Here is a 22,458-nt window from a genome sequence, read left to right as displayed (position 1 = left end):
GCAAAGCGAAGCGTGCCCACCACTCGTGAATGCAATCGCAGACAGATGGTGAGCACGGCGCTACGCGCCTTTGCCCACCCTACGAGGTTACGCGCCTCTTCTTCGCGTTCAGCGCGGACGCCACGCGGCTCACGGGCGGCTTGCCGAGCACGCCGCTCATCTCGTTCGTGGCCGCCAGCAGCTTGTCCATGTCCACGCCAGTCCTGATCCCCATGCCTTCGAGCATGTAGACGACATCCTCAGTCGCGACGTTACCGGTCGCGCCCGGCGCGTAGGGACAGCCGCCGAGGCCGCCGGCGGCGGCATCGACGACGCGGACACCCTGCTCCAGGCCGGCGTAGAGATTGGCGAGCGCCTGGCCGTAGGTGTCGTGGAAATGCATCGCCAGCTTGTCGGCAGGAATGTTGGCACCGACCGCGCGCAACATCTCCTTGGCCTTATCAGGCGTGCCGACCCCGATGGTGTCGCCGAGCGAGATTTCGTAGCAACCGAGCGCCCAAAGCGCGTTGGCGAGATCGGCGACAGCCTTCGGCTTGATCTCGCCGTCGAACGGACAGCCTAGCACGCAGGAAATATAGCCGCGCACCTTCACACCATCAGTCTTGGCGCGCGCCAGCACCGGCTTGAACCGCTCGATAGATTCCGCGACCGTGCAGTTGATGTTGGCCCGCGAAAAGCCCTCTGAGGCCGCCGCGAACACCGAGACGACTTTCGCGCCGGCCGCGCGCGCGGCGTCATAGCCCTTCTCGTTCGGCACCAGCACGTGGAATTCGGCACCCTGCAAATGGTTCACGCCGCGCAGCACGGCATCCGAGCTTGCCATCTGCGGGATCGCCTTGGGCGAGACGAAGGCACCGATTTCGACCGTGGTCAGCCCGGCCGCGACCAACGCCTCGATGAAGGCGATGCGCGCCTCGACGCTGACCGCCGTCTTCTCGTTCTGGAGGCCGTCGCGCGGCCCCATTTCGATGATGCGGACCTGATCGCTCATGTCACTCTTCCAAAGGCTCGACCACGGCGAGCTCGACGCCTTCCTGGACGATATCGCCGACCTTGCATTTGACCGACTTCAGCATGCCGGCATAGGGCGCCCGCAGCGTCTGCTCCATCTTCATCACTTCCAGCGTCAGGATCGCTGCGCCCTTCTCGAGCTTGGCGCCCTCCTCCGCCAGCACGGCGACGACCGTGCCCGGCAGCGGCGCCGCGATCTTGTCCGCGCCGGCCTGCTCCTCGGTCTCGCCGCCGAACGGATCGACCCAATGCAGGTCGAAGCGCCCGTTGCGCGTGCGCAAATACAGCTCATGGCCAGCAATCACGGCGGCGACGGAGGATTTGACGCCGTCAAGCGTCAGGTCGAAGCCGCCGTCCTTCGGCGCAATCGCAAACGCCAGCTCGAGCTCGCCGATCACCAGCGTCGACGAACCGCTGCCGTAGTTCAGCGTAACCTTCAGTTCGGGTCCATGACCGGCGCGAAACGCAAAGTTGCGCTGGCGGCGGCCGACCGGCATCCAGCCAAAGGTCTGCCACGGCGAATTTGCGTCGCCTTGCGCAGCCTGCCGCTCGTCGTTGATCACAGCGGCGACGGCGGCGCAGAGCTCGAGCTCTCCGGGTGCCGGCGAGGCTTGCGTCAGAACCGCCAGCTCGCGTTCGATGAAGCCGGTGTCGATCGCATTCGCCCGCACCTTTGAATGCGTTATCAGGGCCGACAGGAACGGGATGTTGGTGACGATGCCGCGGACGTCGGACTCTTCCAGACCGCGGTTCAGCCGCTCGATCGCGACATCCCGCGTCGGCGCCCAGGCGATCATTTTTGCAAGCATGGCATCGTAATACGGCGACACCGTATCGCCCTCGCGATAGCCGGCGTCGATGCGCAAGCCGCCGGTTTCGGCGGCCATCCGCCATGTCGAGAGCTTTCCGACCGACGGCATGAAATTCTTGGTCGGGTTTTCCGCGTAGACGCGTGCCTCGACCGCATGGCCGTTGAAGCGGATCTCGTCCTGCTTCAAGGGGAGCGCCTCGCCGAAGGCGACCCGCAGCTGCCATTCGACCAGATCGATCCCGGTGATCAGCTCGGTCACGGGATGCTCGACCTGGAGACGGGTGTTCATCTCGATGAAGAACACGTCCTTGCCGTCGGAGACGAACTCGATGGTGCCGGCGCCGACATAGTTGACGGCCCCCGCCGCCTTTCGCGCCGCGGCGCACACCGCCTCGCGCTGCGCAGGATTGAGCGTCGGCGACGGCGCTTCCTCGATCACCTTCTGGTGCCGGCGCTGCAACGTGCATTCGCGCTCGAACAGCGACACCAGATTGCCGTGGCTGTCGCCGATCACCTGCACCTCGATGTGCCGCGGGTTATCGACATATTTCTCGATCAGCATGCGATCGTCGCCGAACGCGGCTTTTGCTTCCCGCTTGGCGCTGACGATCGCAGGCGCGAGCTCGTCCGCCGAGCGCACGATGCGCATGCCGCGGCCGCCGCCGCCGGCGGAGGCCTTCACCAGGATGGGAAAACCGACCTTGTCCGCGGCCTTCGCCAGCGTTGCATCGTCCTGGGCCTCGCCGTGATAGCCGGGCACCAGCGGCACGCCGGCCTTCTCCATCAGCGCCTTGGAGCCGGATTTCGAGCCCATCGCCGTCATCATCCCGGCAGTCGGGCCGACGAAGACCAGGCCCGCATCGAAGCAAGCCCGCGCGAACTCGGCATTCTCCGACAGGAAGCCGTAGCCGGGATGTATCGCCTCCGCGCCGGTCTTCCGCGCGGCCTCGATCAGCCGCTCGACATTGAGATAGCTGTCGCGGGCACGTGCGGGCCCGAGCAGCACGGCCTCGTCGGCGAGCGCGACATGCATCGCGCCCCGGTCGGCCTCGGAATAGACCGCGACCGTGCGGAGGCCCATCGCGCGCGCGGTGCGGATGACGCGGCAGGCGATCTCGCCGCGGTTGGCGATCAGGAGCGTGCGAAAACGGCGGTAGAGCTTTGAGCGGTCCATCGCATCACATCCTGAACAGGCCGAATTTCGTCGGTTCGATCGGCGCATTCGACGCCGCCGAGAGGCCAAGGCCGAGCACGAGCCGCGTGTCGGCCGGGTCGATCACGCCGTCGTCCCAGAGCCGCGCGGTCGCATAATATGGATGCCCCTGGCTCTCGTATTGCGCGCGGATCGGGTTGCGGAATGTCTCTTCGTCTTCTTTGGACCAACTATCGCCCTTGGCCTCGATATTGTCGCGGCGGACCTGGCTCAGCACCATCGAGGCCTGCTCGCCGCCCATTACCGAGATGCGCGCGTTCGGCCACATCCACAGGAAGCGCGGGCTATAGGCGCGGCCGCACATGCCGTAATTGCCGGCGCCGTAGGAGCCGCCGATCACCACGGTGAATTTCGGCACCGACGCGGTCGCGACCGCGGTCACGAGTTTCGCACCATCACGCGCGATGCCACCCGCTTCGTACTTTTTGCCGACCATGAAGCCGGTGATGTTCTGCAGGAACACCAGGGGAATGCCGCGCTGGCAGCACAGCTCGATGAAATGCGCGCCCTTCAGCGAACTTTCACTGAAGAGAATGCCGTTATTGGCGATGATGCCGACCGGAAAACCCCAGATGTGGGCGAAGCCGCACACCAGCGTCGTGCCATAGAGCTTCTTGAATTCGTCGAACTCGGAACCATCGACGACGCGCGCGATGATGTCGCGCACGTCAAAGGGCTTGCGTCCGTCGACGGGCACCACGCCGTAGATCTCTTCTGCCGCAAACAGCGGATCGCGCGGCGGATACATGTTAAGGTTCGGCCGCACGGATGGCTTGAACGTGCCGACGATGCGGCGGGCAATGCCGATCGCGTGCGCATCGTTCTGGGCGTAATGATCGGTCACCCCGGACTGGCGCGAATGCACGTCGGCGCCGCCGAGCTCCTCGGCGCTCACGACTTCGCCGGTCGCGGCCTTCACCAGCGGCGGCCCGCCTAGGAAGATGGTGCCTTGATTGCGCACGATGATGCTCTCGTCCGACATCGCCGGCACATAAGCGCCGCCTGCGGTGCAGGAGCCCATCACGATCGCGATCTGCGGGATGCCTTGCGAGGACATCTGCGCCTGGTTGTAGAAGATGCGGCCGAAATGCCGCTCGTCCGGAAAGATCTCGTCCTGCAGCGGCAGGAAGGCACCGCCGGAATCGACCATGTAGACGCAGGGAAGATTATTCTGCCGCGCCACGTCCTGCGCGCGCAGATGCTTCTTCACGGTCATGGGATAATAAGTGCCGCCCTTGATAGTTGCGTCGTTGGCGACGATCACGCATTCGCGGCCCGAGATGCGCCCCAACCCCGTCACGACGCTCGCCGAATGCACGTCGCCGCCATAGAGGCCATAGGCCGCAAGCGGCGACAGCTCCATGAACGCGGTGCCGGGATCGACCAAGAGGTCGACGCGCTCGCGCGCCAGCATCTTGCCGCGTGACGTGTGGCGGTTGCGCGAAACCTCGCCGCCGCCACCCGCGACCTGGCTCAGCTTTTCGCGCAAGTCGGCGACGAGGCTGCGCATGGCCTCGGAATTGCGCGCAAAGTCTGATGAAGACGTATCGATGCTGGAATGGAGCGGCATGTTGATTCCAATTTCGTGAAGGTTTTAAGCCGTCTCGGCCATCAGTTCTCGACCGATCAGCATGCGGCGCACTTCCGAGGTGCCCGCGCCGATCTCGTAGAGCTTGGCGTCGCGCCACAGACGGCCGACCGGAAATTCGCTGGTGTAGCCGACGCCGCCCAGCGCCTGGATCGCCTCGCCCGCCATCCACGTCGCCTTTTCGGCCGAATAGAGGATTGCGGCAGCGGAATCCTTGCGCAGGGTGCGCGCATGATCGGTGCGGTCGCAGGCGCGACCGACGGCGTAGACATAGGCGCGCGTGGCCTGCCAGGTCGAATACATGTCGGCGAGCTTGCCCTGCATCAGCTGGAAGTCGCCGATCGGCTGCCCGAACTGCTTGCGCTCATGCATGTAGGGCACCACTGCGTCCATGCAGGCTGCCATGATGCCGAGCGGGCCACCGGAGAGCACCGCGCGCTCGTAGTCGAGGCCGGACATCAGAACTTTGACACCTCCACCGACCTCACCCAGCACATTCTCTGCCGGCACCTCGCACTCGTCGAAGAACAGCGGATAGGTGTTGGAGCCGCGCATGCCCAGCTTGTCGAGATGCGGGCCGTGGGTGAAACCCTTGAAGCCCTTCTCGATGAGGAACGCGGTCATGCCGCGCGGGCCGGCCTCCGGATCGGTCTTGGCATAGACCACCAGCACGTCGGCATCGCCGCCATTGGTAATCCACATCTTTGAGCCGTTGAGCACGTAGCGGTCGCCGCGCTTGTCGGCGCGCAGCTTCATCGAGACGACGTCGGAGCCGGCGCCGGGCTCGGACATCGCGAGCGCGCCGACGTACTCACCGGAGATCAGCTTCGGCAGGTAGCGCTGCCGCTGCGCGTCGGTGCCATTGCGGCGGATCTGGTTGACGCAAAGGTTGGAATGGGCGCCGTAGGACAACCCCACGGCAGCCGAGCCGCGCGAAATCTCCTCCATGGCGACGATATGGGCGAGATAGCCCATGTTGGAGCCGCCATATTGCTCCGGCGCGGTCATGCCGAGCAGGCCGAGGTCCCCGAGGCGCTTCCAGAGGTCCGCCGGGAACAGATTGGCTTTCTCGATGTCGGCGGCGCGCGGGGCGATCTCCGCCTCCACGAAAGCGCGCAGCGTGTCGCGCAGCATGCCGATGTCTTCGCCCAGATCGAAATCGATGCTCGGGATGTTCAAGGCGATTCCTCCGTGTTTTGGGGACCGAACCTAGCGGCATCAGGGCCCTTCTGCGGTCGAAAAGGTTGCATTTTCCGCCAAACTTGGCGAGGATTTTCCCGAAGGATTTCCGATGCCCTTTCAAGTCGCAACCGCGATCCCGCGCCGCGCCGTGACCCCTGCCGCCTTCGTCCGCGGCGTCGTTGCCGCTTACGAACGCTACGGCCGTGATCCGACCGAGGCGCTGAGCCGGGGTCAGGTAGCGCCAGACCTGGTCAATTCTCCGGCTGGCCGGGTCACAGCCGGCCAATTCGAGGCCCTGGCGGGCCATGCGATGCGCGAGCTCGATGACGAGGCGCTCGGCTGGTTCTCGCGGCGCCTGCCCTTCGGCACCTATGGCATGCTCTGCCGCGCTTCGATCACGGCGCCGACGCTGGAGGTCGCGCTCAAGCGCTGGTGCCGGCATCATCGCCTCCTCACCGAGGACGTGCTGCTCGATCTCGCGGTCGGGGAGGAAACCGCGGTCGTCTCCATCCGCGAACTGCGCGACCTCGGACCGTTGCGCGAATTCTGCCTGGTCACCCTGCTCCGCTATGTCCTGGGTTTCTCCTGCTGGGCGGTCGATTCCAGAATTGCGCTCCGCGCCGCGGAATTCCCTTACTCGGAGCCGGGCCATGTCTCGGTCTATCCGACCATCTTTTGCCGGACCATCCGCTTCGATGCGGACCACGCCTGCATCATCTTCGACAAGCATTATCTCTCGCTGCCGCTCACGCGCAGCGCCAGTGATCTCGACAACATGCTCAAGGGTGCGCTGCGGCTGACCGTGCTGCCCTATCGGCGCGACCGGCTGCTGGTCGAGCGCGTCCGCCGCGTGCTTCGCAATGCGCGCGGACGCAGTCTCGGCGCCGAGGATGTTGCGAGCGAACTCGCGCTCTCCACCCGCACCATGCATCGCCGCCTGCGCGAGGAGGCAACCTCGCTGCGCGATCTCAAGGAAGAGGCAAAGTTCGAGCTCGCCAAGCAAGAGCTGATGCGCGGGCGCACCCCGATCAAGCGGATCGCGGAGATTGCCGGCTTCCGCAACGAAAAGAGCTTTTCCCGCGCCTTCCGCACCTGGACCGGCGCGTCCCCACGCGAGTTTCGCGGCCGGTACCGGTGAGACGCGGGCGTTATGGTTCGAGACGCGCCGCAAGGCGGCGCTCCTCACCAGGTTCTGACATTTCGCCGCCAAACAAGGCCTCATCCCGAGGAGCCCGCCCAAAGCGGGTGTCTCGAAGGATGCGCCACGAGGTATTTATTCGCCACGCTTCAGTGCGCAGAACCGCGGACTGTCATGCTGTTGCGGCCTCCGGGATAAAACCCGGCGGCCGCAACGTTTCGAACCGGTCTCGATCAGTTCGAGTTGGTCTGCCCGCCGAACGGAGCTCGGTGCGCGACTGCGTCTGCTTCGGCGACGCTGCCGCCTATCCTGCCGCCGCGATCCCCTGCAGCGGCAACGGCACGTCCTTCGCGACGCCCAGCACGGGGAAGCTGCGGACGTTCTTCACGTTGGGCATCGCGGCGAAATGCAGGAGCTGCTGGCGCATGCTCTCGACGCTCGGCGCCACGCATTTGAGAAGATAGTCGGTGTCGCCCGAAATCCGCCAGCACTGCTGGATGCGCGGGATCGCTGCTATCGAGCTCTCGAACGTCGCCAGCACCGGCTGCGCCTGGCTGCCGAGCTGGATCGAGACGAACGACACCACCTCGTAGCCGAGCAGCCGCTCGTCGATGACGGCGCGCACCGCCCGGATCACGCCGCGGCTGAACAGCGATTTCAGCCGCCGCAGGCAATTCGGCGCGGACACGCCGACGCGCAGCGCCAGCTCGTTGTTGCGAACCCGCCCGTCCTGCTGCAACTCGGCTAGTATCTTCAAGTCGACGCCGTCGAGCTGATCACGCCCCGCCATACCCACCTCGCCACGAGCCCGTCATGCACGTCAGCGAAGCACGCGGCGAAATTGGTGCCAAGAGGCCGCACGGTAGAAGAATCCGCGTCGTGGCCGGGCACAGCCGTCCGAAGGACGCCGTCGCTTCCGCTCGCCTATGCCCCGGCCATCCAAGCTTTTGCGCGGGTGCTAAAACGTGGATGCCCGGGACAAGCCCGGGCACGACGAGAGTCTTGGGCGCGTGGTCCGCCCCTCAATGCGTCCAGGGCTCGCCGCGGCGGAACGAGAAATTGTCGGAATAAGCAACCGGCCGGCGCACCGACTCCTTGGGCTCGATCACCTGGTATGCGACGCCCTTGCGCTCACAATAGGCGACGGCCTCTTCCTTGCTGTGGAAGTGCAGCGTGATCTGCTGCTTCATGTCGCCGGACGAGGTCCAGCCCATCAACGGCTCGACCGCGCGCGGCTGCTCGGGCTCGTAGTCGAGCTGCCATTCCATGGTCTTCGACCGGCCGGATTGCATCGCGTTCTTGGCGGGCTTGAAAATGCGTGCGGTCATGGATGGTCCGGGCCTCTTGTTCGTCTTTTCGTTCGATTTCGATGCGTCACGGTAGCAGTTGGTGGAAACCGTGGGCATAGTATAGAGACGCCTTTTGGGAACTGAATCGGTGATTCCGGCCCCCGGGGTGGCTCGCCGACGGGTATAGTCATTATGCTGCACCGTGACAATTGCGTACCCGCCTTCCGCGCCGGGATCCCGCCCGGCGCTACTGCCTCGCTAACATCAGCCTGTCCGTCCCCTCCGAAAGCTCCCGTCGCATGGCCTTCCTGAACATCAACGCCACGCTCCCCGAAAAGGGCCGTGACCTCAGGCTCGACCTGTTTCGCGGCATCGCGAACTGGGCGATCTTTCTCGACCATATCCCCGACAATGTGGTGAACTGGATCACCACCCGCAATTACGGCTTTTCCGACGCCGCCGACCTGTTCGTCTTCATCTCCGGCTACACCGCCTCCTTCGTCTATGCCCGGATGATGCTTGAGCGTGGCTTTCTCGTCGGCGCCACGAGGCTGACCAAGCGGGTCTGGCAGCTCTACGTCGCACACATCATCCTGTTCGTGATCTACATCGCCTCGATCAGCTATCTGGCGCTGCGCTTCGGCGATTCCGAGATGATCAACGAGTTCAACGTCGCCGGTCTGGTCGACAACGCCACCGAGACGCTGCGCCAGGGCCTGTTCCTGCGCTTCAAGCCGCTCAATCTCGACGTGCTGCCACTCTACATCGTGCTGATGGGGCTGTTTCCGCCGGTGCTCTGGTTCATGCTGCGCAAGCCTGACCTGACGATGGTCCTGTCCATCGCGCTGTGGCTGACCGCCCGCCATTTCGGCTTGAACTTGAACGCCTATCCGGCCGGCCAGTGGTACTTCAACCCCTATTGCTGGCAGGTGCTGTTCGTGTTCGGCGCCTGGTGCGCCATGGGCGGCGCGCGGCGCTCGATGACATTGATCAACGCGCCGATCACGTTGTGGCTGTGTCTTGGTTACATGCTGTTCGCGCTGGTCATGACCATGGCCGGCCGCTTCCCGACCCTCGCCGGCATGTTCCCGGAATGGCTGTTCTCGGCGTTCAACCCGAACGACAAGACCAACCTCGCGCCCTACCGCTTCATCCACTTCGTCGTGATCGTGATCCTGGTGATCCGCTTCGTGCCGAAGGACTGGCCGGGCCTGGAATGGAAAGGGTTCGATCCGATCATCGTCTGCGGCCAGCAATCGCTCGCCGTGTTCTGCGTCGGCGTGTTCCTGTCCTTCGTCGGCCATTTCGAGTTGTCGATGAGCTCGGGCTCGCTGTTCGCGCAGATCTTCGTCAGCGTCGCCGGCATCGCGATCATGACGACGGTGGCCTATTACATCTCGTGGTCGAAGAAGCAGGACAAGCCGCTGAAGCCGCCGCCGCCCAAGCCGGCAGCCGCAACGGCAAAGGCTACCTGAAGGGGCGGCAGCGATACCGCGCCGGTCAGCAGCAATGCCGTTCAGGCCGCCGCTTCGCTGTCGAACTCGGTGAATCTCTTGTAGATCCAGTCGCGGCCGTCATGGCGGCGCCAGACCCTGCCGTAAACGAGCTGCCCGTTGATCGAGCGGCGCGGCACGAGCACGGTCCAGAGGTGCCAGATCTCCGTCCAGTTCGCCTGCGGACCGACGGTTCGGAGGTTGCGATCGAAAGACATGATGCAGAACTCACAGGATACGAGCGCCGCGACGAACTGTGATCTCGTGTGAGCACGAATTTCGGGCAGTCCGTCGCGCGCCGGGACCGATCTGATAACGATCGCCAAGCCCGCTGCAACAACCGCTCGCCCTTAACCTAACCGATCAACCTTACTTCTCGGGACGGAGCAGCAAGACAGGTTGAAAGCCGGCGCCAATTTTTCTAGAATGAACGAACGATTTGAGAATGAGCGCGCCGTTTTGAGAGCGCGCAGTGATTTTAAGCCGACATAAATTTTGAGAAACCTAGATGGGCTGGGGCGACCACGATGAATTTGCAATGTGCATGCCTGCGCCTGGCGCTGCAATCGACGCCGCTTCCGCTGTTCGCGAAGACGCCGGAGCAAGAGCCGCGGAAGGCCGCCAACGACAATCAATTGGTCTGGCCGTTCCTGCCGTTTCCGCTCGGCTGGTACGCCACGAACTGAACCTTCGAAAAGCGCAACGCCGCGCAAGCGGAATATCATCGCTTGGCGGCGTCCGTTAGGCATTGGGCGCTGAAATCCCCCAACACTCGTTGGTCTATCGCGACGCTCAAAGGTTCGACGAAATCTTGCGAATTTCTGCGCGGCCACTTCGCCCCAATGCCTTGAAAAATCACGCAGAAGTCGCGTTGCGCAGAGAATGAGCGCCAAGGGTTTGGAGGGAGCTCAAAAGCCTCCGCAAGCGCAAGGCGTCAGCGCCCGCCGCATTAGCCTATTTTGCTTTGTCGCCGTTGCCGAGCTTGTCTAGGGCATCGACCAACCGGCCAGATTTTCGGAGCGCCCGTTCGCTGTCCGCCTAGGTCCGGTAACTGTGTTCCATCGCTTCGAGGTGGTGGCGCGTGAAGATGTCCGTGGCCGTTTCCAGCGCCACCCGATATCGCTCCGCCAGTTCGAGAACGAGTGTGCACTATGGTACTTAGTGTCGCTCGATGGTGTGGTGATAGCAGTGGATCGCGATTTCAAGAACGAAGTGTTTTCCAGTTTTGATCCAACCCGGTTAAGCCCTGCGACGAGTGCGGCAGGAAGCCTCTTTCCGTCTTGAAAATGCTCAACCCGCAAAACGGTAAAATAGTTCGCATTTTCAAGTGCGAATGCGGTGCGCAGACCTGGGCCGAGGAAAAAGACTAAGCCCTCTCGGTGACACGGTCATTCATGACGAGCTTCCGCTTCTCACCATTTTGACGATCACAGGTGCCTGATTTGCGGGAACCGGAACCATCATTGTACGTTGGGCGCGAGTTCATTGGCTGGAGTATGACCATGGCGCCACGACGCAGGATCATCCAATCCTCCCCACTCGAAGTACGGCTTACCCAGGAGGCGAAGCGACTTCGCGAGAAAGCCAACGCACTTCCACCGGGCGCTGCCCGCGAGGCACTGATCCGCAAGGCCCGACAAGCTGAAACCGGCTCGCACATGAGCGAGTGGCTGGCGTCTCCCGGCCTGCAGGCGCCTGAATAGGACCTGCTGCCGCGCTCGTGATACGTTAGCTGCCATCAGCGGCCACGGTATCGGGCGCCGCTGACTGAGAGACGCCATAGCGCTCCCCCGCCTGCTAGCAGGGAGTGCTGTGTGACAGAGCAATTCAGTCCCAAGACCCAGGAATTGTTGGACCGCGCTCAACGCGCGATAGACAAGGCCATTGCACTTCGCAAATTGAGCCGCAGGCAGCGATCAGATGCCGAGCGAAAAACATTCGAGCTTGAAATGACGATGTATCGTGAGCGGGCGCAACAGCTGCAAAATAGGAACTAGGGCTGCGGGGCTTGACGGCGGTTGCGGTGCCGGAGTCTGATCGGCCGCGTGACAACATCAGCACGACATCGACGAGCGCGCGCGCATGGAGCGCATCTGTCTGATCTGGCGGAGGAGAGCACTCTGTCCCTCGAGCGCGTCGCCCTGATCGAGATGCCGGCCGGTACGGTGCCGCGGCAGCCGAGCCCGCAAGCCCGCTAAGCGTTCAGACTTCCCATGGTGTTCCCAATCCAAATTACTGGGAAGATCGGGCTTTGCATTTCTGCCGTAAGTACTTGAAATCGCTGGTCGGGGCAGCTGGATTCGAACCAACGACCTGCAGTACCCAAAACTGCCGCGCTACCAGGCTGCGCTATACCCCGAATGTCCGGCGAACCCCGTCGATACACGCTTCCCAAAGCGCCAGCAAGCTTTCCAAGGCGCCAGCAAGCTTCCCAAAAAGATCGCCAGGGACGGGGGCAATAACCCCTTCCCGCCTATTTGCTACCGAACAGCGGGTGGCCGACGCGGTCGCCGGCGCGGATGCCGTATTTTTGCGCCGTCCCCGCCACCACCTCCAGAACGGCGCGCGCGGGCCCCCTGGATGAGATGATCCTGGTCGACATCGGCTCAGTATTTTCGGCGATGCGCAGGATGCGGCCGTCGGCGCGAATGAAGATCATGTCGAGCGAGACATAGGTGTTCTTCATCCACATCGAGACTTCCTGCTCGGGATTGAAGTCGAACAGCATGCCTTTGCCGTCGGCCAGTTCCTTGCGGTACATCAGGCCAGTCTGCTTCTCCTCCTCCGTCGTCGCGATTTCGACCGAGAACACCTGCACACCGTTTTTGGTGACGATCTCGAGCGGCTGGAAGCTGGCGGCGCGCACGGGTGCGCTCGCGACGGCACAGCCGGCGACGACGAGGATGGCGGCAAGCCAGCCCTTCGCAACGGCGAAGACGGCCTTTCGATCGAAATTCATGGACGGCACTCGAGGCGTGGGACTGGGCCAGTCCTTACGCGGCGGTCGCCGGAAAAGCCAGAGGCGCGCCGGTCAGCCAACGCGCCTCTGCTCACGATCGCGGGAATTGGAATTAGTGGGACGAGACCGGCGACCCCGTCTCGGGATGGATCTCGGCCGCCATCATGCCCTTGGAGCCGGGCCCGAAGCGGACCAGGACATACTGGCCGGGCCGCAGTTCGGTCATGCCGAAGCGGCGTAATGTCTCCATGTGCACGAAGATGTCGGGCGTGCCCTCGCCGCAGGTCAGGAAGCCGAAACCGCGCAGCCGGTTGAACCATTTGACCTGGGCTCGCTCCAGCCCGCTGGTCGCGGTGACCGAGACATGGGTGCGCGGCGGCAGCATCTGCGCCGGATGGATCGCGGTCGATTCGTCCATCGAAACCACGCGGAAGGCCTGGTAGCCCTTGGCGCGCTGGATGCACTCGACGACGATGCGGGCGCCCTCGTAAGCGGTCTGGAAGCCGTCACGCCTAAGCACAGTAACGTGCAGAAGCACGTCGGGCCAGCCATTGTCGGGAACGATGAAGCCGTAGCCCTTTGAGGCATCGAACCATTTGATAACGCCGTGAACCGCGACGAGATTGGCGCTGCCCTCACCAAGTTCGGTGAAGGGACTGAGTGCGCTGTCGCGACCGCCACCGCCGTGTTCGCCCACGGAGGGAACTCCGACCTTCTTGGACTCAAATCCGTCCGACGACCCCATAACCCCGGACCCCACACATGCCATGCAACCCGCCTGAATGGCGGCGCCGAATCACGCGTCTTTAGAGAATCTTCCCAACAGAGGATCTTCTCAACTCGATGCGCCGCGAATCTTTCGACTCAAAAGATAACACTCCCGGTTGCGACGCATAGACAAAAAAGAGATTCGCCGGAACCTATGAACAGCTTGCACGGCAGCGAATCAAACTACCGCCTCAATTAGCGACAAAGGGCCCGAGCGTTTCGCCGATGTCGTGGCGGATCACGAGGTCGGCGATATCGTCCTGCTCGGTCGGCTTCCCGGTTGATGATCACCAGACGTGCACCTGATCTCTTCGCCATCATCGGAAAGCCCGCGGCCGGCCATACCACCAGCGAGGAACCGGTCGCGATGAAGAGGTCGCAGGCTTGCGACAAAGCGGTTGCACGCTGCATTTCGTCCTCAGGCATCATCTGGCCGAAGGAGATCGTGGCAGTCTTCACCGGCTCGTCGCACGCGGTGCAGTTGGGCGCGGCGCCCGCCTCGTCGAAGCGGCGCTTCACCCAGTCGAGCGGATAGGCCTGCCCGCACCCGATGCAGCGCGCATAAGTGGTGTTGCCGTGAAGTTCGATCACGTGCTCTGCAGCGAAGCCCGAGGCCTGGTGCAGATTGTCGATATTCTGGGTGATGATCGCGGGAACCTTGCCTGCGCGGTAGAGCGAGGCGAGCGCGCGATGGCCGCGGCCAGGCTTGGCGGCCGCGAAGACCTCCTCCATCGCAAAGCGCCGGCGCCAGGATTCGTCACGCGCCTCCGGGCTGGCGACGAACTCATCGAACGGGATCGGACGGTTGCGCGTCCAAATTCCGCCCGGCGAGCGGAAGTCGGGGATGCCGCATTCGGTCGAGATGCCGGCGCCGGTGAACGGCACGATCCGTTTGGCCTTGGCGATCATGTCGCCGAGACATTCGACGCCGCTGCGAAGATCCGATGCAATCAACGCCGCCTCCCGTTTGTTTTGCCTTTTTGTTTTGCCGGTTTGTTTTACTGATCAATTTTGCTGATTTGTTTTTGCGCTAGCTGCAATGTGCGCGAGCGACAAGACTGTTGACGCTCTTATCCACTGCCCCGCAAGCGTGGTCGGCAATTCTTTCCGCCCTTCGCATATCACAATCCTGCAATGCCTCCTCCCCATTGACGCCCCAATCAGAAGCGCCAATGCATATGTTGACGCGACTCAACGCGATTGCGGCGGCAGTGCTTGAGTTCAGGAGTGTACACATACTCCACGTGTAGAGGGGATTTGACATGACCGAGGACGTAACAACGCAAAATCCGCGAACGCGAAGAGATCGCCGCCCGTGTCGCCGCCTTCCGTGCCACGCAGGAAAAATTCAAGCGCGAGCGTGAAGAGTATTTCGTGTCGACGCTCGACAATGCCCGCAAGGTGGAGCGGCCCTCGCTCTGGCCGTAAGACACCAGATCACCATCCATGAAAAAAGCCCGGAGCATTGCCCCGGGCTTTTCATTTGGTCCAGCCGTTACCAGTGACGGTAATAATGGTGGCGGCGATAGTACGGTCCACCGCCATAATAGGCGTACGGGCCAGGGCCGTAACCATAGGCCGGGCGACCATAGTAGCCATACCCCGGGCCGTAGCCGTAGCCGTAAGGACGGGACGCTGCGACAGCGCCCGCGGTGATAGCGCCGGCAGCCAAGCCAAACGCGAGGCCCGGGCCGATGCCGCGACCACGCGCCTCGGCGGGCGCAGGCGCAGCAATCGCGGTCACGCCGACGGCCGCAACGGTAGCCAAAATTGCCAATGTCTTCTTCATGATCTCCTCCGTGATATTCGCCGAGGCAACGCCGCCGCCGCGCGATGGTTGCGCGCAGGCTGTGGAACTCAGCGCCGTGAAAAAATCACGAAACGGGGGGAACGAAATCGATCGGGCGCGATTGCACCTGCAAGTGCGGAAGCCTCCGCTATCCGGTTGAGGCAACAGCACGAAGACCCCCGTCAGTATCTTCGCGATGCTGGCGGGGTTTTCAGTTTCACGGGAGGCAAATGGCAGCGGACGATCATTGCTGCCAAGGGGCGGATGATCGAGGAGGAAAAAATGCCAATATCCGCGCTGCTGGCCCGAATTCGCAGGCTCCTTCCCGGATCCGGCAACGAGCATTACGACGAGATCGTCCGCAATTTCGGTGTCGGCACGCTGCGTCCGCCGCCGACGCCAATGAGCGACGGCGAGCTGGCGCGGGCCATTGCCGAGTTTCTGAAAGAGACACCGTCGAGCTCATCCGTGGCGACCCTAGGCCGGCGGATCGACCCCTCCTCGCCGCTCTGACCGCCACTCTCGAACGGGAACTCTCGCAGGCCCGGAACGGGGGGCGCATACGCACGTTGAGCTTGCCTTCACGACAGGAGACACGACATGCCCGTTTGGCTTGAAGTTCTAGTCAACCTGTCCGGCTATGCCGGCTTCGTGGCGCTCGCAAACCGCGGTGTCGCGTATCCGGATAGTTCCGTCGACGAGCGCTAATTGGCGTGCGGCGCCTGGCCTGCCGTGCGCATCAGCCTGTCAGCCTTGACCGCGACGCGCGTGTCTTCGAGCTGCGGGCGCAGCGAGAAGCTGATCACCACGAAAGCGAGACAGAACAGCGTGCCGACGATGGCGACGCGCCGGTAGGTGTGGCGGTCGCCTTGATAAAAGGACGGTTCTGAAAATGGTGTCATGAATTCGTTCTTGGCAAAATTGGTTCTTGGCAAAGTCGCTGTCTGTCTTCGCCGGACAGACCTATCCCAAGTAGCGGCAAGCGCAACGCGATTGGGTTTTTAACCTAACCGAATAGGGTTATCCGCTTTCCGGCAAGCTTCCGTTAGGAGTTTGCGAAGCGTCTTCAGAACTCGGCGAGCCGCTTCAAGCTGGCGCGAAACCCGAGGCTGCGATGGCCTGCGACCAGCACGGTGCCGAACACCTCGGTCGCGTCGTCGCTGAACGTCCCGGAGAAGCCGCTCGTCGCCTCCTCGCCGCCGAACAGCGGCCGGGTGAGGCCATCGGCGAACGGCGTATGCTGGTTGGTGGCAAGCTCGCCCTTCCAAGTGCCGTCCTTCGAAGAGCCGTTCTTCGACGTGCCGCGGCCGATCGTGTAGGAGCCGCGCGACCAGAAGTAAGGGCCGCCACCGAGCAGCACGCCGTCCCGCAAGATCAGCACGCCGCTGTCGCGGCCCTTTACGCCGTCGAGCATGTGGATGTGGATGGAATAAAGCCCGTTCTTCATGTTGCGTCCGCCGCGGGAGCAACGATAGCGCCGGACACGGAGAGCGTCGAGACGATGATGAGACGATTCGCGCGTTTGCCGACCGGCTTTGTTCCAGCTTCGCCTGCCTTTCGTTCTCAAAGAACGAATCGGAATAGACGAAACCACGCGAAGCAACCCTTAACAATTCGTTTGCACGCGAACGAGCGGACCATCGCAAACGAGCGCTCGATCACATCGTGTCGTCTGATGTCGATCGCGGCGACGCCTGCGGCACCGACGACCTGCCTTTGCGCAAGCGCGGATGCCGATCGTACCAAAACACTTTTGCGATCTCGGCGAACATCTCGAGAAACCAGCACGCATCCATGTCGCGTCTCTTCGCCTCATCTTGTAACGAGGACGCAAGGACGGGACTGTGCGAAGCATCACGCCGGCTCGGCTTGGAGACGCGTGTCCCGCATCGATACAGAAGCCACGGCTTGTTCTGCATCCGACTCCATTTCGTTCGCAAAGAACGAATCGGAGTCGAGAAAATCGGCGCAAAACGATTCCTAACGATCAGTGAAGTCGGGCGCAGTCGCCCGTGATCAGCGAAATAGCGCGAAGCTCGTCACGCCGCTCGCTTCGCCGAATCCTTCTCCGAAAACTCCTTCTCCGAAAAGCAGTCGAGGATCTGGATGCGGAGCTCTTCCGCGGCCGGGCCCTCGAGCTTCCTGAGCTGATTCCAGAGCCTGATCACTTCGCGTTGTTTCTCGACAGTCATGGGCACACCTCCAAAAGAGATGAGTCACTAGAACAAAATAAGAACAAAAAGTCCAGCCCCTCCCCGCGGAATTCGCACGGCACTTTGCCGTGAACCGTCCATCGCGCCGGCGCGGTTGCTTTTTAGAGTTTCAACCTTAAGTTCGTGAGACGGCTGGCGGCCAGGCGCTGAAATCCCAACGCCATCAGCCAAGAGAGCCCCGTGAGCCAAGAGAGCCCCGTGCGCGAGCGCGGGGTTTTTCTTGCGGGAACGCAGTTCGGCCCTCCCCGTTACACTCTCCGGTGCGAGGGACCGTGAATAGAAAATACTACGCCGTCGAGGTGGTGCGTCAGATCGAGGAGACCGTGGAGATCATGGTCGAGGCGCCGGACGAGACCAGTGCACACCATGCAGCGCTTGCGCACCTGAAGGCGCGCGGCTCCGAATATCAGTGGCTCAATCCCAAATGCGATTTCGTCGTCTGGCGCGAGCGCCAGGTCGATACGCCGGCGATCATCGACGTGTCGACAAAGCCGGAGTAGCGGCCGGAACGTTTGTCCCGCTGCACGTTGTCCTGGCGAATTCAGTGGTGCTGGCGGCGTGTCGCGACGCGGCCGTCCAGCTCGAAGCGCCCCGGTCCGAAGGTCCGGGGTTTTTCTTTGACGGCTCCGTCAGACCGGCAAATTGTCGGTCATCCCCGGCGGCACTTCGCCTTGCTCGCGCCGCTCGGCGAGCAGCTCCTTCTCGGCCTCGTACCAGAAGGTGTCCATCGTCCCCGCGGGCTCGCCGGCCTCTTTCCAGAGGTGATAGGCGCGGTTTCGAATCTCTTCCTCGCTTAAGCTGGCCATAGGGTTTCCTCCCTGTCGGAAGCAAAGCCTGACACAGCCCGAGAGTTCCTTCCAGCCCGCGCCATCACACGGCGCTCGTTGCGGCGCTTCGCGAAGCAAGCCGCCGCAACGAAAATGCCAGCGCCTTGGACGGCGCTCCTTTTAGACGGAGTGCTTTTTAGACGGAGTGCTCTTTAAACAGAGTCCTTGGCCACCTTCAGCGGCGAGGCCTTCACCGACTTGCTCGCCGGCTTAGCCGCGAACTGCATCGGCTCCTTGGTGAAGGGATTGACGCCCATGCGGGCTTCGGTCGCAGGCTTGTTCACCACCGACATCTTCGCGAAGCCGGGAATGACGAACTCGCCGGATTCGTTGAGCTCTTTATAGCCAACCGTCGCCATGTACTCGATGACCGACTTCACGTCGTTCTTCGACAGCTGCGTGCCCTCGGCAATTGCATCAATCAATTGGGTCTTCGTCATCTTCGCCATGTCTGAATTTCCTTCTGTGCGCGCGAGCAGGCTTTGCTCAGGAGGCGGTCCGACCGCGCAACGCGCTTCTGATTCATGCCAACTTTCATGAAGTGACGGGGCTTAGAACCCATCGAGGCCTAAAACGCAAGCAGGGGTTCTGCGGGGGGCCCGGACGCCCCTGAAAAGATGCCGCAGCCAGCGCCGCTACTGGGTTGAACCATTCGCCGGCTGAGGCGTCTAACTCGTTGAAGTCCCCAAACTTCACCCCATCAGAGAGCCCCGCCTTCCCCCAGGCGGGGCTTTCGCCTTTTCGGGACCGCCCCGACCACGCCCATCAGGCCCGACCCGAGCTCTGCGCCCGAGCCACGCGGACGACCATCACAAGGCAGGTTCTCTTTTCAGGCCATCTCCTGCATAATGGGGCATGGCAAAAACAAAAGTGACCTTCAAAACCGTCCGCATTGCAGACAACGACTGGAAAATCCTGGCGGATTACCCGGGCAGCGAACAGCGCGAAATCAAGGGCTTCACCAGCAAGGCAGATGCCGACGACTGGATCAACGGAGATCGCAAGATCGCGTGGCTCCGCTCCCAAGGGTACGCCAAGTGAACTGAGCATCAAGTGACCTGCGTATCAGGTGACCTGCCTCGCGGAGTCATCTCGTCGTGAAACCTGTGTCTGGGCATGCCCCGTTGAGACTTCAGTAACCTAACCCCGCCAAGCTCCTCGCAGTATCGTTGCGTTGGAGTACCCCACAGTGCTGGATTTTAACGAGCTGCGTGAACTCGCGGCTGACGTTCGTGTGTTTGTCGACATTGCCGAAGATAAGGCCGAAGCGCTTCGCGCCGTCATCACGGCCTATGACGTGGTGCTGGCGATCTTCCCGTCCGAACAGGGCATGGGCCTTCATGTCATCAAGGGCGGCGAGATCCTGGACCAGATTGCAAAATCACGAACCCATGTGATGTACAGCCACACGGCCATCGCGGTTCCCGACCTGGAGCACGCGGAAGTGTAAGTGCTCAAGCAACTGACGTCTCCCGTCGCGCAACGGATCGCAGCCTAATTGCAGACGAGAAATTCTTTGCTCCGGAACGCCCGGTTTAGGAACCGGGCTTCTGCGTTCCCGTTGGCGCACACAACCAACCAGGAGTTTGAGATGAAGAAGCTTATCATTGCGACCGCCGCCCTCGGCCTCATGTGCGGCTCCGCCTTTGCCCAGACCCAGACCGGCCCCGCTGCGCAGACCGACAACATGCAGAAGCCCGGCATGTCCAACTCGAACAAGGGCACGATGACCAGAGGCACGACCGGCATGAGCCATGACCGCATGAACAAGGGCGGAATGGTGAGGCCCGACGCCTCCGGCCAGGGTGGCTCCGGCCCCGGCAGCGACCAGGGCGGCACCAAGACCCGCAGCAACATGAAGTAAGCCAGGCTCCTGCACGGCTTGCCTTTCGGCCGCGTCGCTTTCCACAAAGCGGCGCGGCCGTTTCGTAGCGAGGGTCTGACGGGGACTGATGTCTCGCCGCAAGACCGACCTCATCCTGAGGGCCCGCCGCAGGCGGGCGTCTCGAAGGATGTGCCACGAGGGTCAGTTCTCACGCGACCCTGCTCGCTCTGCGAGCTTCGGGGCCACGCCTGACGGATAGGTCAACATCCAGCACTGTCACCGTAATTGCGAGGCCACTTCGGTAGACGGCGAATTGCTAGCTTGACGACGACAAGGACAACGAAGGCGGGCGCCCCGTAAACGATTGCATTCACGGCCCAAGCGATGGCTACGCCCAAGAAAACGGAACTGCCTATCGCACCCCAGAAAAGGTAAGCTGCGGAGATGCCGGGCATCTCCCACGCCATCACAGCGATGGAATGGTCGGTTAGCTGCTCCATGACGAGCAGCACCGTCGAGACGAGCGCCCCGATTGCCAATGTGATGATGAGAATGGATTTCGTTGTTTTCACAGGCCGAACAGCCCCATCAGTATCGGAATCATGAAATAGGCTGCGAGGCCGAGGAGGCTTCCTGCGGCAACCTTCACCCAACGCCGTTGGATTTTCGGGTCGAGCCATGTCGCCAGCTTGACCCAGAGCGCATACGCCCATCCAGCAACAATTGAGCGGATAAGTGCGAACAGAAGCTCGCCTAAAATATTGGCCATAGCGGTTAGTCGCGTCATCTCCGCAGGAGTTCATCTGCCAATGCCTTAATCAGCCCTGTTGGCAGGCTCCAAAACACGGCGCATGATTTTCACTAACTCACATCTTCAACTTTTCACCGTCGTGGCCACTGGACTGCACCCCTGAAGTGAGACACGCTAATTGCAGTGACAGGCATTTCGAGGATGACCTGTGACAGCACGAGGAAAGAACCGTCAGTTTCCGACGGCGTTTAAATTGAAGGCGATCAAGCGTGTCGAGCGAGGCGACGGCGTTCTGCCCGTCGCACGCGAGCTTGGGATATCACGCAAGATTTTGCATGACTGGATCAAGGCGTGGAAGGCGCATGGGCCAGAGGGATTGAATCGCAGACCCGGGCCCAAGCCCGGCCCCAGAAAGCTTAGACCTCCGCCGTCATACGACGACAAGCGCTCTGCGCTAACGCAGGCGAAGGCCCGCATCGCCGAACTCGAACGGTTGGTGGGCCGCCAGCAGATGGACATCGATTTTTTTCGGCAAGCCTTGCGCGCATTGGAGCGGCCCGCAGCGCAAGGCAAACCCGTACCCGCATCGTCGAAGTCGTCAAAGCCATGACATTGGAGACAACCGATTCCCATGCCGATGTCCAACGTCTGTGCCGCCTTGCGGGCTTGCCGCGCGCGACTTATTACCGGCACCTCGCCAGGCACGACGGCAAGGCTGCAGATTGCGAGCTGCGCGACCTGATTCAGCGCATTTGCCTCAAGCACATCTTCTATGGCTATCGGCGCGTGCCGGCGAGCCTCAGGCGCCAAGGCATGGTCGTGAATGCCAAGAAGGTTCAAAGGCTTATGCGCGAAGATAACCTGCTCGCGCAGCGCAAGACGCCGTTCCTGAAGCCGCCTGTGGAGCGGCCGTCGGGCTTTCTTGTCGTCCCCAATCTGGCGCGCGGCCTGGTGCCGTCCGCGCCCGACCAGATCTGGGTCGCTGACATCACCTACGTCCATCTCGCCAGGACCTTCGCCTATCTCGCCGTCATCCTCGATGCATTCTCACGCAAGGCGGTCGGCTGGGCCTTCGACGACACGCTCGATACTTCCCTTGCGATCACTGCGCTGGAGAAGGCCATCGCCGCGAGACGCCCGAGCCGTGGCAGCTTGATCCATCATTCCGATCGCGGCGTGCAATATGCCTCCATCGCCTATCGCCAACGCCTCGCCGATCGTGACATCACCCTCAGCATGAGCAGGCCGGGCAATCCCTTCGACAACGCCAAAGCCGAAAGCTTCATGAAGACGCTCAAGGCCGAACAGATAAACGGCAAGGCTTTCGTCGACCTCGATGACGCCCGTCGCCGCATCAACAGCTTCATCGCGGAGGTCTACAACAAGGAGCGCCTCCATTCGGCGCTCGGCTACCAATCGCCCCTTGAGTTCGAAACCGCGTTCGCGCAAAACAAAACACGATAACGTACCGTGGCAACCGCACTGTCACTGCAATTAGCGTGTCTCACTTCAGGGGTGCAGTCCAATGCACTCATCACACTCTTTGCTGCGATTCAGAAATTGGGTGCACTGTCGCCCTAAATTTGGTCTGCCGCTTGCCT

Annotated in this window: 28 protein-coding genes, 1 tRNA gene and 1 pseudogene; 11 read left to right on the top strand and 19 right to left on the bottom strand. The window is 62.3% G+C overall.

The window, feature by feature from the left end; translation table 11 throughout:
• Nucleotides 1-79 precede the first annotated feature (79 nt).
• The 4 genes from ACVWW3_RS10675 to ACVWW3_RS10660 are packed head-to-tail and all read right to left on the bottom strand — an operon-like array spanning nucleotide 80 to nucleotide 5,757.
• Nucleotides 80-991, bottom strand: coding sequence for a hydroxymethylglutaryl-CoA lyase (locus tag ACVWW3_RS10675; protein ID WP_456650080.1), 912 nt, complete (start codon nucleotides 989-991; stop codon nucleotides 80-82).
• Nucleotide 992: 1 nt separating this feature from the next.
• Complete coding sequence (locus tag ACVWW3_RS10670) at nucleotides 993-2,996, bottom strand: acetyl/propionyl/methylcrotonyl-CoA carboxylase subunit alpha (RefSeq protein WP_456650081.1); 2,004 nt, start codon at nucleotides 2,994-2,996, stop codon at nucleotides 993-995.
• A 4-nt stretch (nucleotides 2,997-3,000) separates the two neighbouring features.
• The gene (locus ACVWW3_RS10665; protein WP_456650082.1) at nucleotides 3,001-4,605 is read right to left on the bottom strand and encodes a carboxyl transferase domain-containing protein; all 1,605 of its coding nucleotides are present in this window, start codon (nucleotides 4,603-4,605) and stop codon (nucleotides 3,001-3,003) included.
• Between the two features lie 24 nt (nucleotides 4,606-4,629).
• Complete coding sequence (locus ACVWW3_RS10660) at nucleotides 4,630-5,757, bottom strand: isovaleryl-CoA dehydrogenase (protein ID WP_276001465.1); 1,128 nt, start codon at nucleotides 5,755-5,757, stop codon at nucleotides 4,630-4,632.
• A 157-nt stretch (nucleotides 5,758-5,914) separates the two neighbouring features.
• Here ACVWW3_RS10660 and ACVWW3_RS10655 point away from each other — a divergent pair, with 157 nt between their 5' ends.
• Nucleotides 5,915-6,943 (top strand): AraC family transcriptional regulator, encoded by a 1,029-nt coding sequence (locus tag ACVWW3_RS10655; RefSeq protein WP_456650083.1) that lies wholly within the window; start codon nucleotides 5,915-5,917, stop codon nucleotides 6,941-6,943.
• Between the two features lie 304 nt (nucleotides 6,944-7,247).
• Here the strand turns inward: ACVWW3_RS10655 and ACVWW3_RS10650 are convergent, their stop codons facing one another.
• Nucleotides 7,248-7,733, bottom strand: a complete 486-nt coding sequence (locus ACVWW3_RS10650) for an Lrp/AsnC family transcriptional regulator (RefSeq protein WP_456650084.1) — start codon at nucleotides 7,731-7,733, stop codon at nucleotides 7,248-7,250.
• Between the two features lie 232 nt (nucleotides 7,734-7,965).
• Complete coding sequence (locus ACVWW3_RS10645; protein WP_354107447.1) at nucleotides 7,966-8,271, bottom strand: ETC complex I subunit; 306 nt, start codon at nucleotides 8,269-8,271, stop codon at nucleotides 7,966-7,968.
• Between the two features lie 260 nt (nucleotides 8,272-8,531).
• Between ACVWW3_RS10645 and ACVWW3_RS10640 the strand changes: the two genes are divergently transcribed.
• Nucleotides 8,532-9,707, top strand: a complete 1,176-nt coding sequence (locus ACVWW3_RS10640; RefSeq protein WP_247349093.1) for an OpgC domain-containing protein — start codon at nucleotides 8,532-8,534, stop codon at nucleotides 9,705-9,707.
• A gap of 41 nt (nucleotides 9,708-9,748) precedes the next feature.
• Here the strand turns inward: ACVWW3_RS10640 and ACVWW3_RS10635 are convergent, their stop codons facing one another.
• Nucleotides 9,749-9,943, bottom strand: a complete 195-nt coding sequence (locus tag ACVWW3_RS10635) for a hypothetical protein (RefSeq protein ID WP_456650085.1) — start codon at nucleotides 9,941-9,943, stop codon at nucleotides 9,749-9,751.
• A 309-nt stretch (nucleotides 9,944-10,252) separates the two neighbouring features.
• Here ACVWW3_RS10635 and ACVWW3_RS10630 point away from each other — a divergent pair, with 309 nt between their 5' ends.
• Together ACVWW3_RS10630 and ACVWW3_RS10625 are read left to right on the top strand one after the other, a co-directional pair.
• On the top strand, nucleotides 10,253-10,411 hold the full coding sequence (locus ACVWW3_RS10630; protein WP_247349095.1) for a hypothetical protein: 159 nt from the start codon (nucleotides 10,253-10,255) through the stop codon (nucleotides 10,409-10,411).
• A gap of 1,128 nt (nucleotides 10,412-11,539) precedes the next feature.
• The gene (locus ACVWW3_RS10625; RefSeq protein ID WP_456650086.1) at nucleotides 11,540-11,722 is read left to right on the top strand and encodes a hypothetical protein; all 183 of its coding nucleotides are present in this window, start codon (nucleotides 11,540-11,542) and stop codon (nucleotides 11,720-11,722) included.
• A gap of 285 nt (nucleotides 11,723-12,007) precedes the next feature.
• On the opposite strand, the gene ACVWW3_RS10620 is transcribed toward ACVWW3_RS10625, so the two are convergent.
• From ACVWW3_RS10620 to ACVWW3_RS10600, 5 genes and pseudogenes are all read right to left on the bottom strand, one after another.
• A tRNA-Pro gene (locus tag ACVWW3_RS10620) sits at nucleotides 12,008-12,084 on the bottom strand.
• A 114-nt stretch (nucleotides 12,085-12,198) separates the two neighbouring features.
• The gene (locus tag ACVWW3_RS10615) at nucleotides 12,199-12,684 is read right to left on the bottom strand and encodes a DUF192 domain-containing protein (RefSeq protein WP_247349099.1); all 486 of its coding nucleotides are present in this window, start codon (nucleotides 12,682-12,684) and stop codon (nucleotides 12,199-12,201) included.
• 112 nt (nucleotides 12,685-12,796) lie between these two features.
• Entirely contained in the window at nucleotides 12,797-13,429 is a 633-nt protein-coding gene (locus ACVWW3_RS10610) for a cold-shock protein (protein WP_247349100.1), read from the bottom strand.
• A 214-nt stretch (nucleotides 13,430-13,643) separates the two neighbouring features.
• A pseudogene (locus ACVWW3_RS10605) lies at nucleotides 13,644-14,406 on the bottom strand (SIR2 family NAD-dependent protein deacylase).
• A 541-nt stretch (nucleotides 14,407-14,947) separates the two neighbouring features.
• Entirely contained in the window at nucleotides 14,948-15,241 is a 294-nt protein-coding gene (locus ACVWW3_RS10600; protein ID WP_247445647.1) for a hypothetical protein, read from the bottom strand.
• A 282-nt stretch (nucleotides 15,242-15,523) separates the two neighbouring features.
• Between ACVWW3_RS10600 and ACVWW3_RS10595 the strand changes: the two genes are divergently transcribed.
• Complete coding sequence (locus tag ACVWW3_RS10595) at nucleotides 15,524-15,754, top strand: hypothetical protein (protein ID WP_247349114.1); 231 nt, start codon at nucleotides 15,524-15,526, stop codon at nucleotides 15,752-15,754.
• 191 nt (nucleotides 15,755-15,945) lie between these two features.
• Here ACVWW3_RS10595 and ACVWW3_RS10590 read toward each other — a convergent pair whose 3' ends face one another.
• The 3 genes from ACVWW3_RS10590 to ACVWW3_RS10580 form a co-directional block, all read right to left on the bottom strand.
• Nucleotides 15,946-16,143 carry a hypothetical protein gene (locus tag ACVWW3_RS10590; RefSeq protein ID WP_275174558.1) on the bottom strand — a complete coding sequence of 66 codons (198 nt, stop codon included), beginning with the start codon at nucleotides 16,141-16,143 and terminating at the stop codon, nucleotides 15,946-15,948.
• A gap of 164 nt (nucleotides 16,144-16,307) precedes the next feature.
• Nucleotides 16,308-16,688 (bottom strand): GrlR family regulatory protein, encoded by a 381-nt coding sequence (locus ACVWW3_RS10585; protein WP_456650088.1) that lies wholly within the window; start codon nucleotides 16,686-16,688, stop codon nucleotides 16,308-16,310.
• 592 nt (nucleotides 16,689-17,280) lie between these two features.
• On the bottom strand, nucleotides 17,281-17,433 hold the full coding sequence (locus ACVWW3_RS10580; protein WP_247349106.1) for a hypothetical protein: 153 nt from the start codon (nucleotides 17,431-17,433) through the stop codon (nucleotides 17,281-17,283).
• A 293-nt stretch (nucleotides 17,434-17,726) separates the two neighbouring features.
• Here ACVWW3_RS10580 and ACVWW3_RS10575 point away from each other — a divergent pair, with 293 nt between their 5' ends.
• Nucleotides 17,727-17,954, top strand: coding sequence for a hypothetical protein (locus ACVWW3_RS10575; protein ID WP_456650089.1), 228 nt, complete (start codon nucleotides 17,727-17,729; stop codon nucleotides 17,952-17,954).
• A 129-nt stretch (nucleotides 17,955-18,083) separates the two neighbouring features.
• On the opposite strand, the gene ACVWW3_RS10570 is transcribed toward ACVWW3_RS10575, so the two are convergent.
• The gene (locus ACVWW3_RS10570; RefSeq protein ID WP_247445644.1) at nucleotides 18,084-18,260 is read right to left on the bottom strand and encodes a DUF2934 domain-containing protein; all 177 of its coding nucleotides are present in this window, start codon (nucleotides 18,258-18,260) and stop codon (nucleotides 18,084-18,086) included.
• Nucleotides 18,261-18,433: 173 nt separating this feature from the next.
• Nucleotides 18,434-18,730: an HU family DNA-binding protein gene (locus tag ACVWW3_RS10565; RefSeq protein ID WP_071914190.1), complete on the bottom strand. Its 297-nt coding sequence runs from the start codon at nucleotides 18,728-18,730 to the stop codon at nucleotides 18,434-18,436.
• Nucleotides 18,731-19,136: 406 nt separating this feature from the next.
• Between ACVWW3_RS10565 and ACVWW3_RS10560 the strand changes: the two genes are divergently transcribed.
• The 3 genes from ACVWW3_RS10560 to ACVWW3_RS10550 all read left to right on the top strand — a co-directional run bounded on the left by ACVWW3_RS10560 (nucleotide 19,137) and on the right by ACVWW3_RS10550 (nucleotide 20,145).
• The gene (locus ACVWW3_RS10560; RefSeq protein ID WP_247349109.1) at nucleotides 19,137-19,322 is read left to right on the top strand and encodes a hypothetical protein; all 186 of its coding nucleotides are present in this window, start codon (nucleotides 19,137-19,139) and stop codon (nucleotides 19,320-19,322) included.
• Between the two features lie 148 nt (nucleotides 19,323-19,470).
• On the top strand, nucleotides 19,471-19,731 hold the full coding sequence (locus ACVWW3_RS10555) for a hypothetical protein (RefSeq protein WP_456671955.1): 261 nt from the start codon (nucleotides 19,471-19,473) through the stop codon (nucleotides 19,729-19,731).
• A gap of 141 nt (nucleotides 19,732-19,872) precedes the next feature.
• Nucleotides 19,873-20,145, top strand: a complete 273-nt coding sequence (locus ACVWW3_RS10550; RefSeq protein ID WP_354103421.1) for a hypothetical protein — start codon at nucleotides 19,873-19,875, stop codon at nucleotides 20,143-20,145.
• 221 nt (nucleotides 20,146-20,366) lie between these two features.
• Here the strand turns inward: ACVWW3_RS10550 and ACVWW3_RS10545 are convergent, their stop codons facing one another.
• Both ACVWW3_RS10545 and ACVWW3_RS10540 read right to left on the bottom strand, forming a co-directional pair.
• Nucleotides 20,367-20,678 carry a hypothetical protein gene (locus ACVWW3_RS10545; protein WP_456650092.1) on the bottom strand — a complete coding sequence of 104 codons (312 nt, stop codon included), beginning with the start codon at nucleotides 20,676-20,678 and terminating at the stop codon, nucleotides 20,367-20,369.
• The gene (locus ACVWW3_RS10540; protein WP_456650093.1) at nucleotides 20,675-20,875 is read right to left on the bottom strand and encodes a hypothetical protein; all 201 of its coding nucleotides are present in this window, start codon (nucleotides 20,873-20,875) and stop codon (nucleotides 20,675-20,677) included. The genes ACVWW3_RS10545 and ACVWW3_RS10540 overlap by 4 nt, the downstream gene beginning before the upstream one ends.
• 190 nt (nucleotides 20,876-21,065) lie before the next feature.
• Between ACVWW3_RS10540 and ACVWW3_RS10535 the strand changes: the two genes are divergently transcribed.
• On the top strand, nucleotides 21,066-21,467 hold the full coding sequence (locus ACVWW3_RS10535) for a transposase (protein WP_456650094.1): 402 nt from the start codon (nucleotides 21,066-21,068) through the stop codon (nucleotides 21,465-21,467).
• Entirely contained in the window at nucleotides 21,464-22,321 is an 858-nt protein-coding gene (locus ACVWW3_RS10530; protein ID WP_456650095.1) for an IS3 family transposase, read from the top strand. Before ACVWW3_RS10535 ends, ACVWW3_RS10530 begins: the two co-directional genes overlap by 4 nt.
• Nucleotides 22,322-22,458: the final 137 nt, after the last annotated feature.

The sequence above is a fragment of the Bradyrhizobium sp. LM2.9 genome (genome assembly GCF_054056555.1).
This window is presented reverse-complemented; position numbering and strand designations above follow the sequence as displayed.

Excerpts from the sequence above, each read along its gene's own strand:
- ACVWW3_RS10670 (WP_456650081.1), bottom strand. The coding sequence starts at position 2,996 with ATGGACCGCTCAAAGCTCTACCGCCGTTTTCGCACGCTCCTGATCGCC.
- ACVWW3_RS10655 (WP_456650083.1), top strand. The coding sequence starts at position 5,915 with ATGCCCTTTCAAGTCGCAACCGCGATCCCGCGCCGCGCCGTGACCCCT.
- ACVWW3_RS10645 (WP_354107447.1), bottom strand. The coding sequence starts at position 8,271 with ATGACCGCACGCATTTTCAAGCCCGCCAAGAACGCGATGCAATCCGGC.
- ACVWW3_RS10570 (WP_247445644.1), bottom strand. The coding sequence starts at position 18,260 with ATGGCCAGCTTAAGCGAGGAAGAGATTCGAAACCGCGCCTATCACCTC.
- ACVWW3_RS10590 (WP_275174558.1), bottom strand. The coding sequence starts at position 16,143 with ATGACACCATTTTCAGAACCGTCCTTTTATCAAGGCGACCGCCACACC.
- ACVWW3_RS10595 (WP_247349114.1), top strand. The coding sequence starts at position 15,524 with ATGCCAATATCCGCGCTGCTGGCCCGAATTCGCAGGCTCCTTCCCGGA.
- ACVWW3_RS10550 (WP_354103421.1), top strand. The coding sequence starts at position 19,873 with ATGAAGAAGCTTATCATTGCGACCGCCGCCCTCGGCCTCATGTGCGGC.
- ACVWW3_RS10630 (WP_247349095.1), top strand. The coding sequence starts at position 10,253 with ATGAATTTGCAATGTGCATGCCTGCGCCTGGCGCTGCAATCGACGCCG.
- ACVWW3_RS10660 (WP_276001465.1), bottom strand. The coding sequence starts at position 5,757 with ATGCTGCGCGACACGCTGCGCGCTTTCGTGGAGGCGGAGATCGCCCCG.
- ACVWW3_RS10675 (WP_456650080.1), bottom strand. The coding sequence starts at position 991 with ATGAGCGATCAGGTCCGCATCATCGAAATGGGGCCGCGCGACGGCCTC.
- ACVWW3_RS10650 (WP_456650084.1), bottom strand. The coding sequence starts at position 7,733 with ATGGCGGGGCGTGATCAGCTCGACGGCGTCGACTTGAAGATACTAGCC.
- ACVWW3_RS10610 (WP_247349100.1), bottom strand. The coding sequence starts at position 13,429 with ATGGGGTCGTCGGACGGATTTGAGTCCAAGAAGGTCGGAGTTCCCTCC.
- ACVWW3_RS10560 (WP_247349109.1), top strand. The coding sequence starts at position 19,137 with ATGGCAAAAACAAAAGTGACCTTCAAAACCGTCCGCATTGCAGACAAC.
- ACVWW3_RS10585 (WP_456650088.1), bottom strand. The coding sequence starts at position 16,688 with ATGAAGAACGGGCTTTATTCCATCCACATCCACATGCTCGACGGCGTA.
- ACVWW3_RS10580 (WP_247349106.1), bottom strand. The coding sequence starts at position 17,433 with ATGACTGTCGAGAAACAACGCGAAGTGATCAGGCTCTGGAATCAGCTC.
- ACVWW3_RS10640 (WP_247349093.1), top strand. The coding sequence starts at position 8,532 with ATGGCCTTCCTGAACATCAACGCCACGCTCCCCGAAAAGGGCCGTGAC.
- ACVWW3_RS10665 (WP_456650082.1), bottom strand. The coding sequence starts at position 4,605 with ATGCCGCTCCATTCCAGCATCGATACGTCTTCATCAGACTTTGCGCGC.
- ACVWW3_RS10600 (WP_247445647.1), bottom strand. The coding sequence starts at position 15,241 with ATGAAGAAGACATTGGCAATTTTGGCTACCGTTGCGGCCGTCGGCGTG.
- ACVWW3_RS10530 (WP_456650095.1), top strand. The coding sequence starts at position 21,464 with ATGACATTGGAGACAACCGATTCCCATGCCGATGTCCAACGTCTGTGC.
- ACVWW3_RS10635 (WP_456650085.1), bottom strand. The coding sequence starts at position 9,943 with ATGTCTTTCGATCGCAACCTCCGAACCGTCGGTCCGCAGGCGAACTGG.
- ACVWW3_RS10540 (WP_456650093.1), bottom strand. The coding sequence starts at position 20,875 with ATGGCCAATATTTTAGGCGAGCTTCTGTTCGCACTTATCCGCTCAATT.
- ACVWW3_RS10615 (WP_247349099.1), bottom strand. The coding sequence starts at position 12,684 with ATGAATTTCGATCGAAAGGCCGTCTTCGCCGTTGCGAAGGGCTGGCTT.
- ACVWW3_RS10565 (WP_071914190.1), bottom strand. The coding sequence starts at position 18,730 with ATGGCGAAGATGACGAAGACCCAATTGATTGATGCAATTGCCGAGGGC.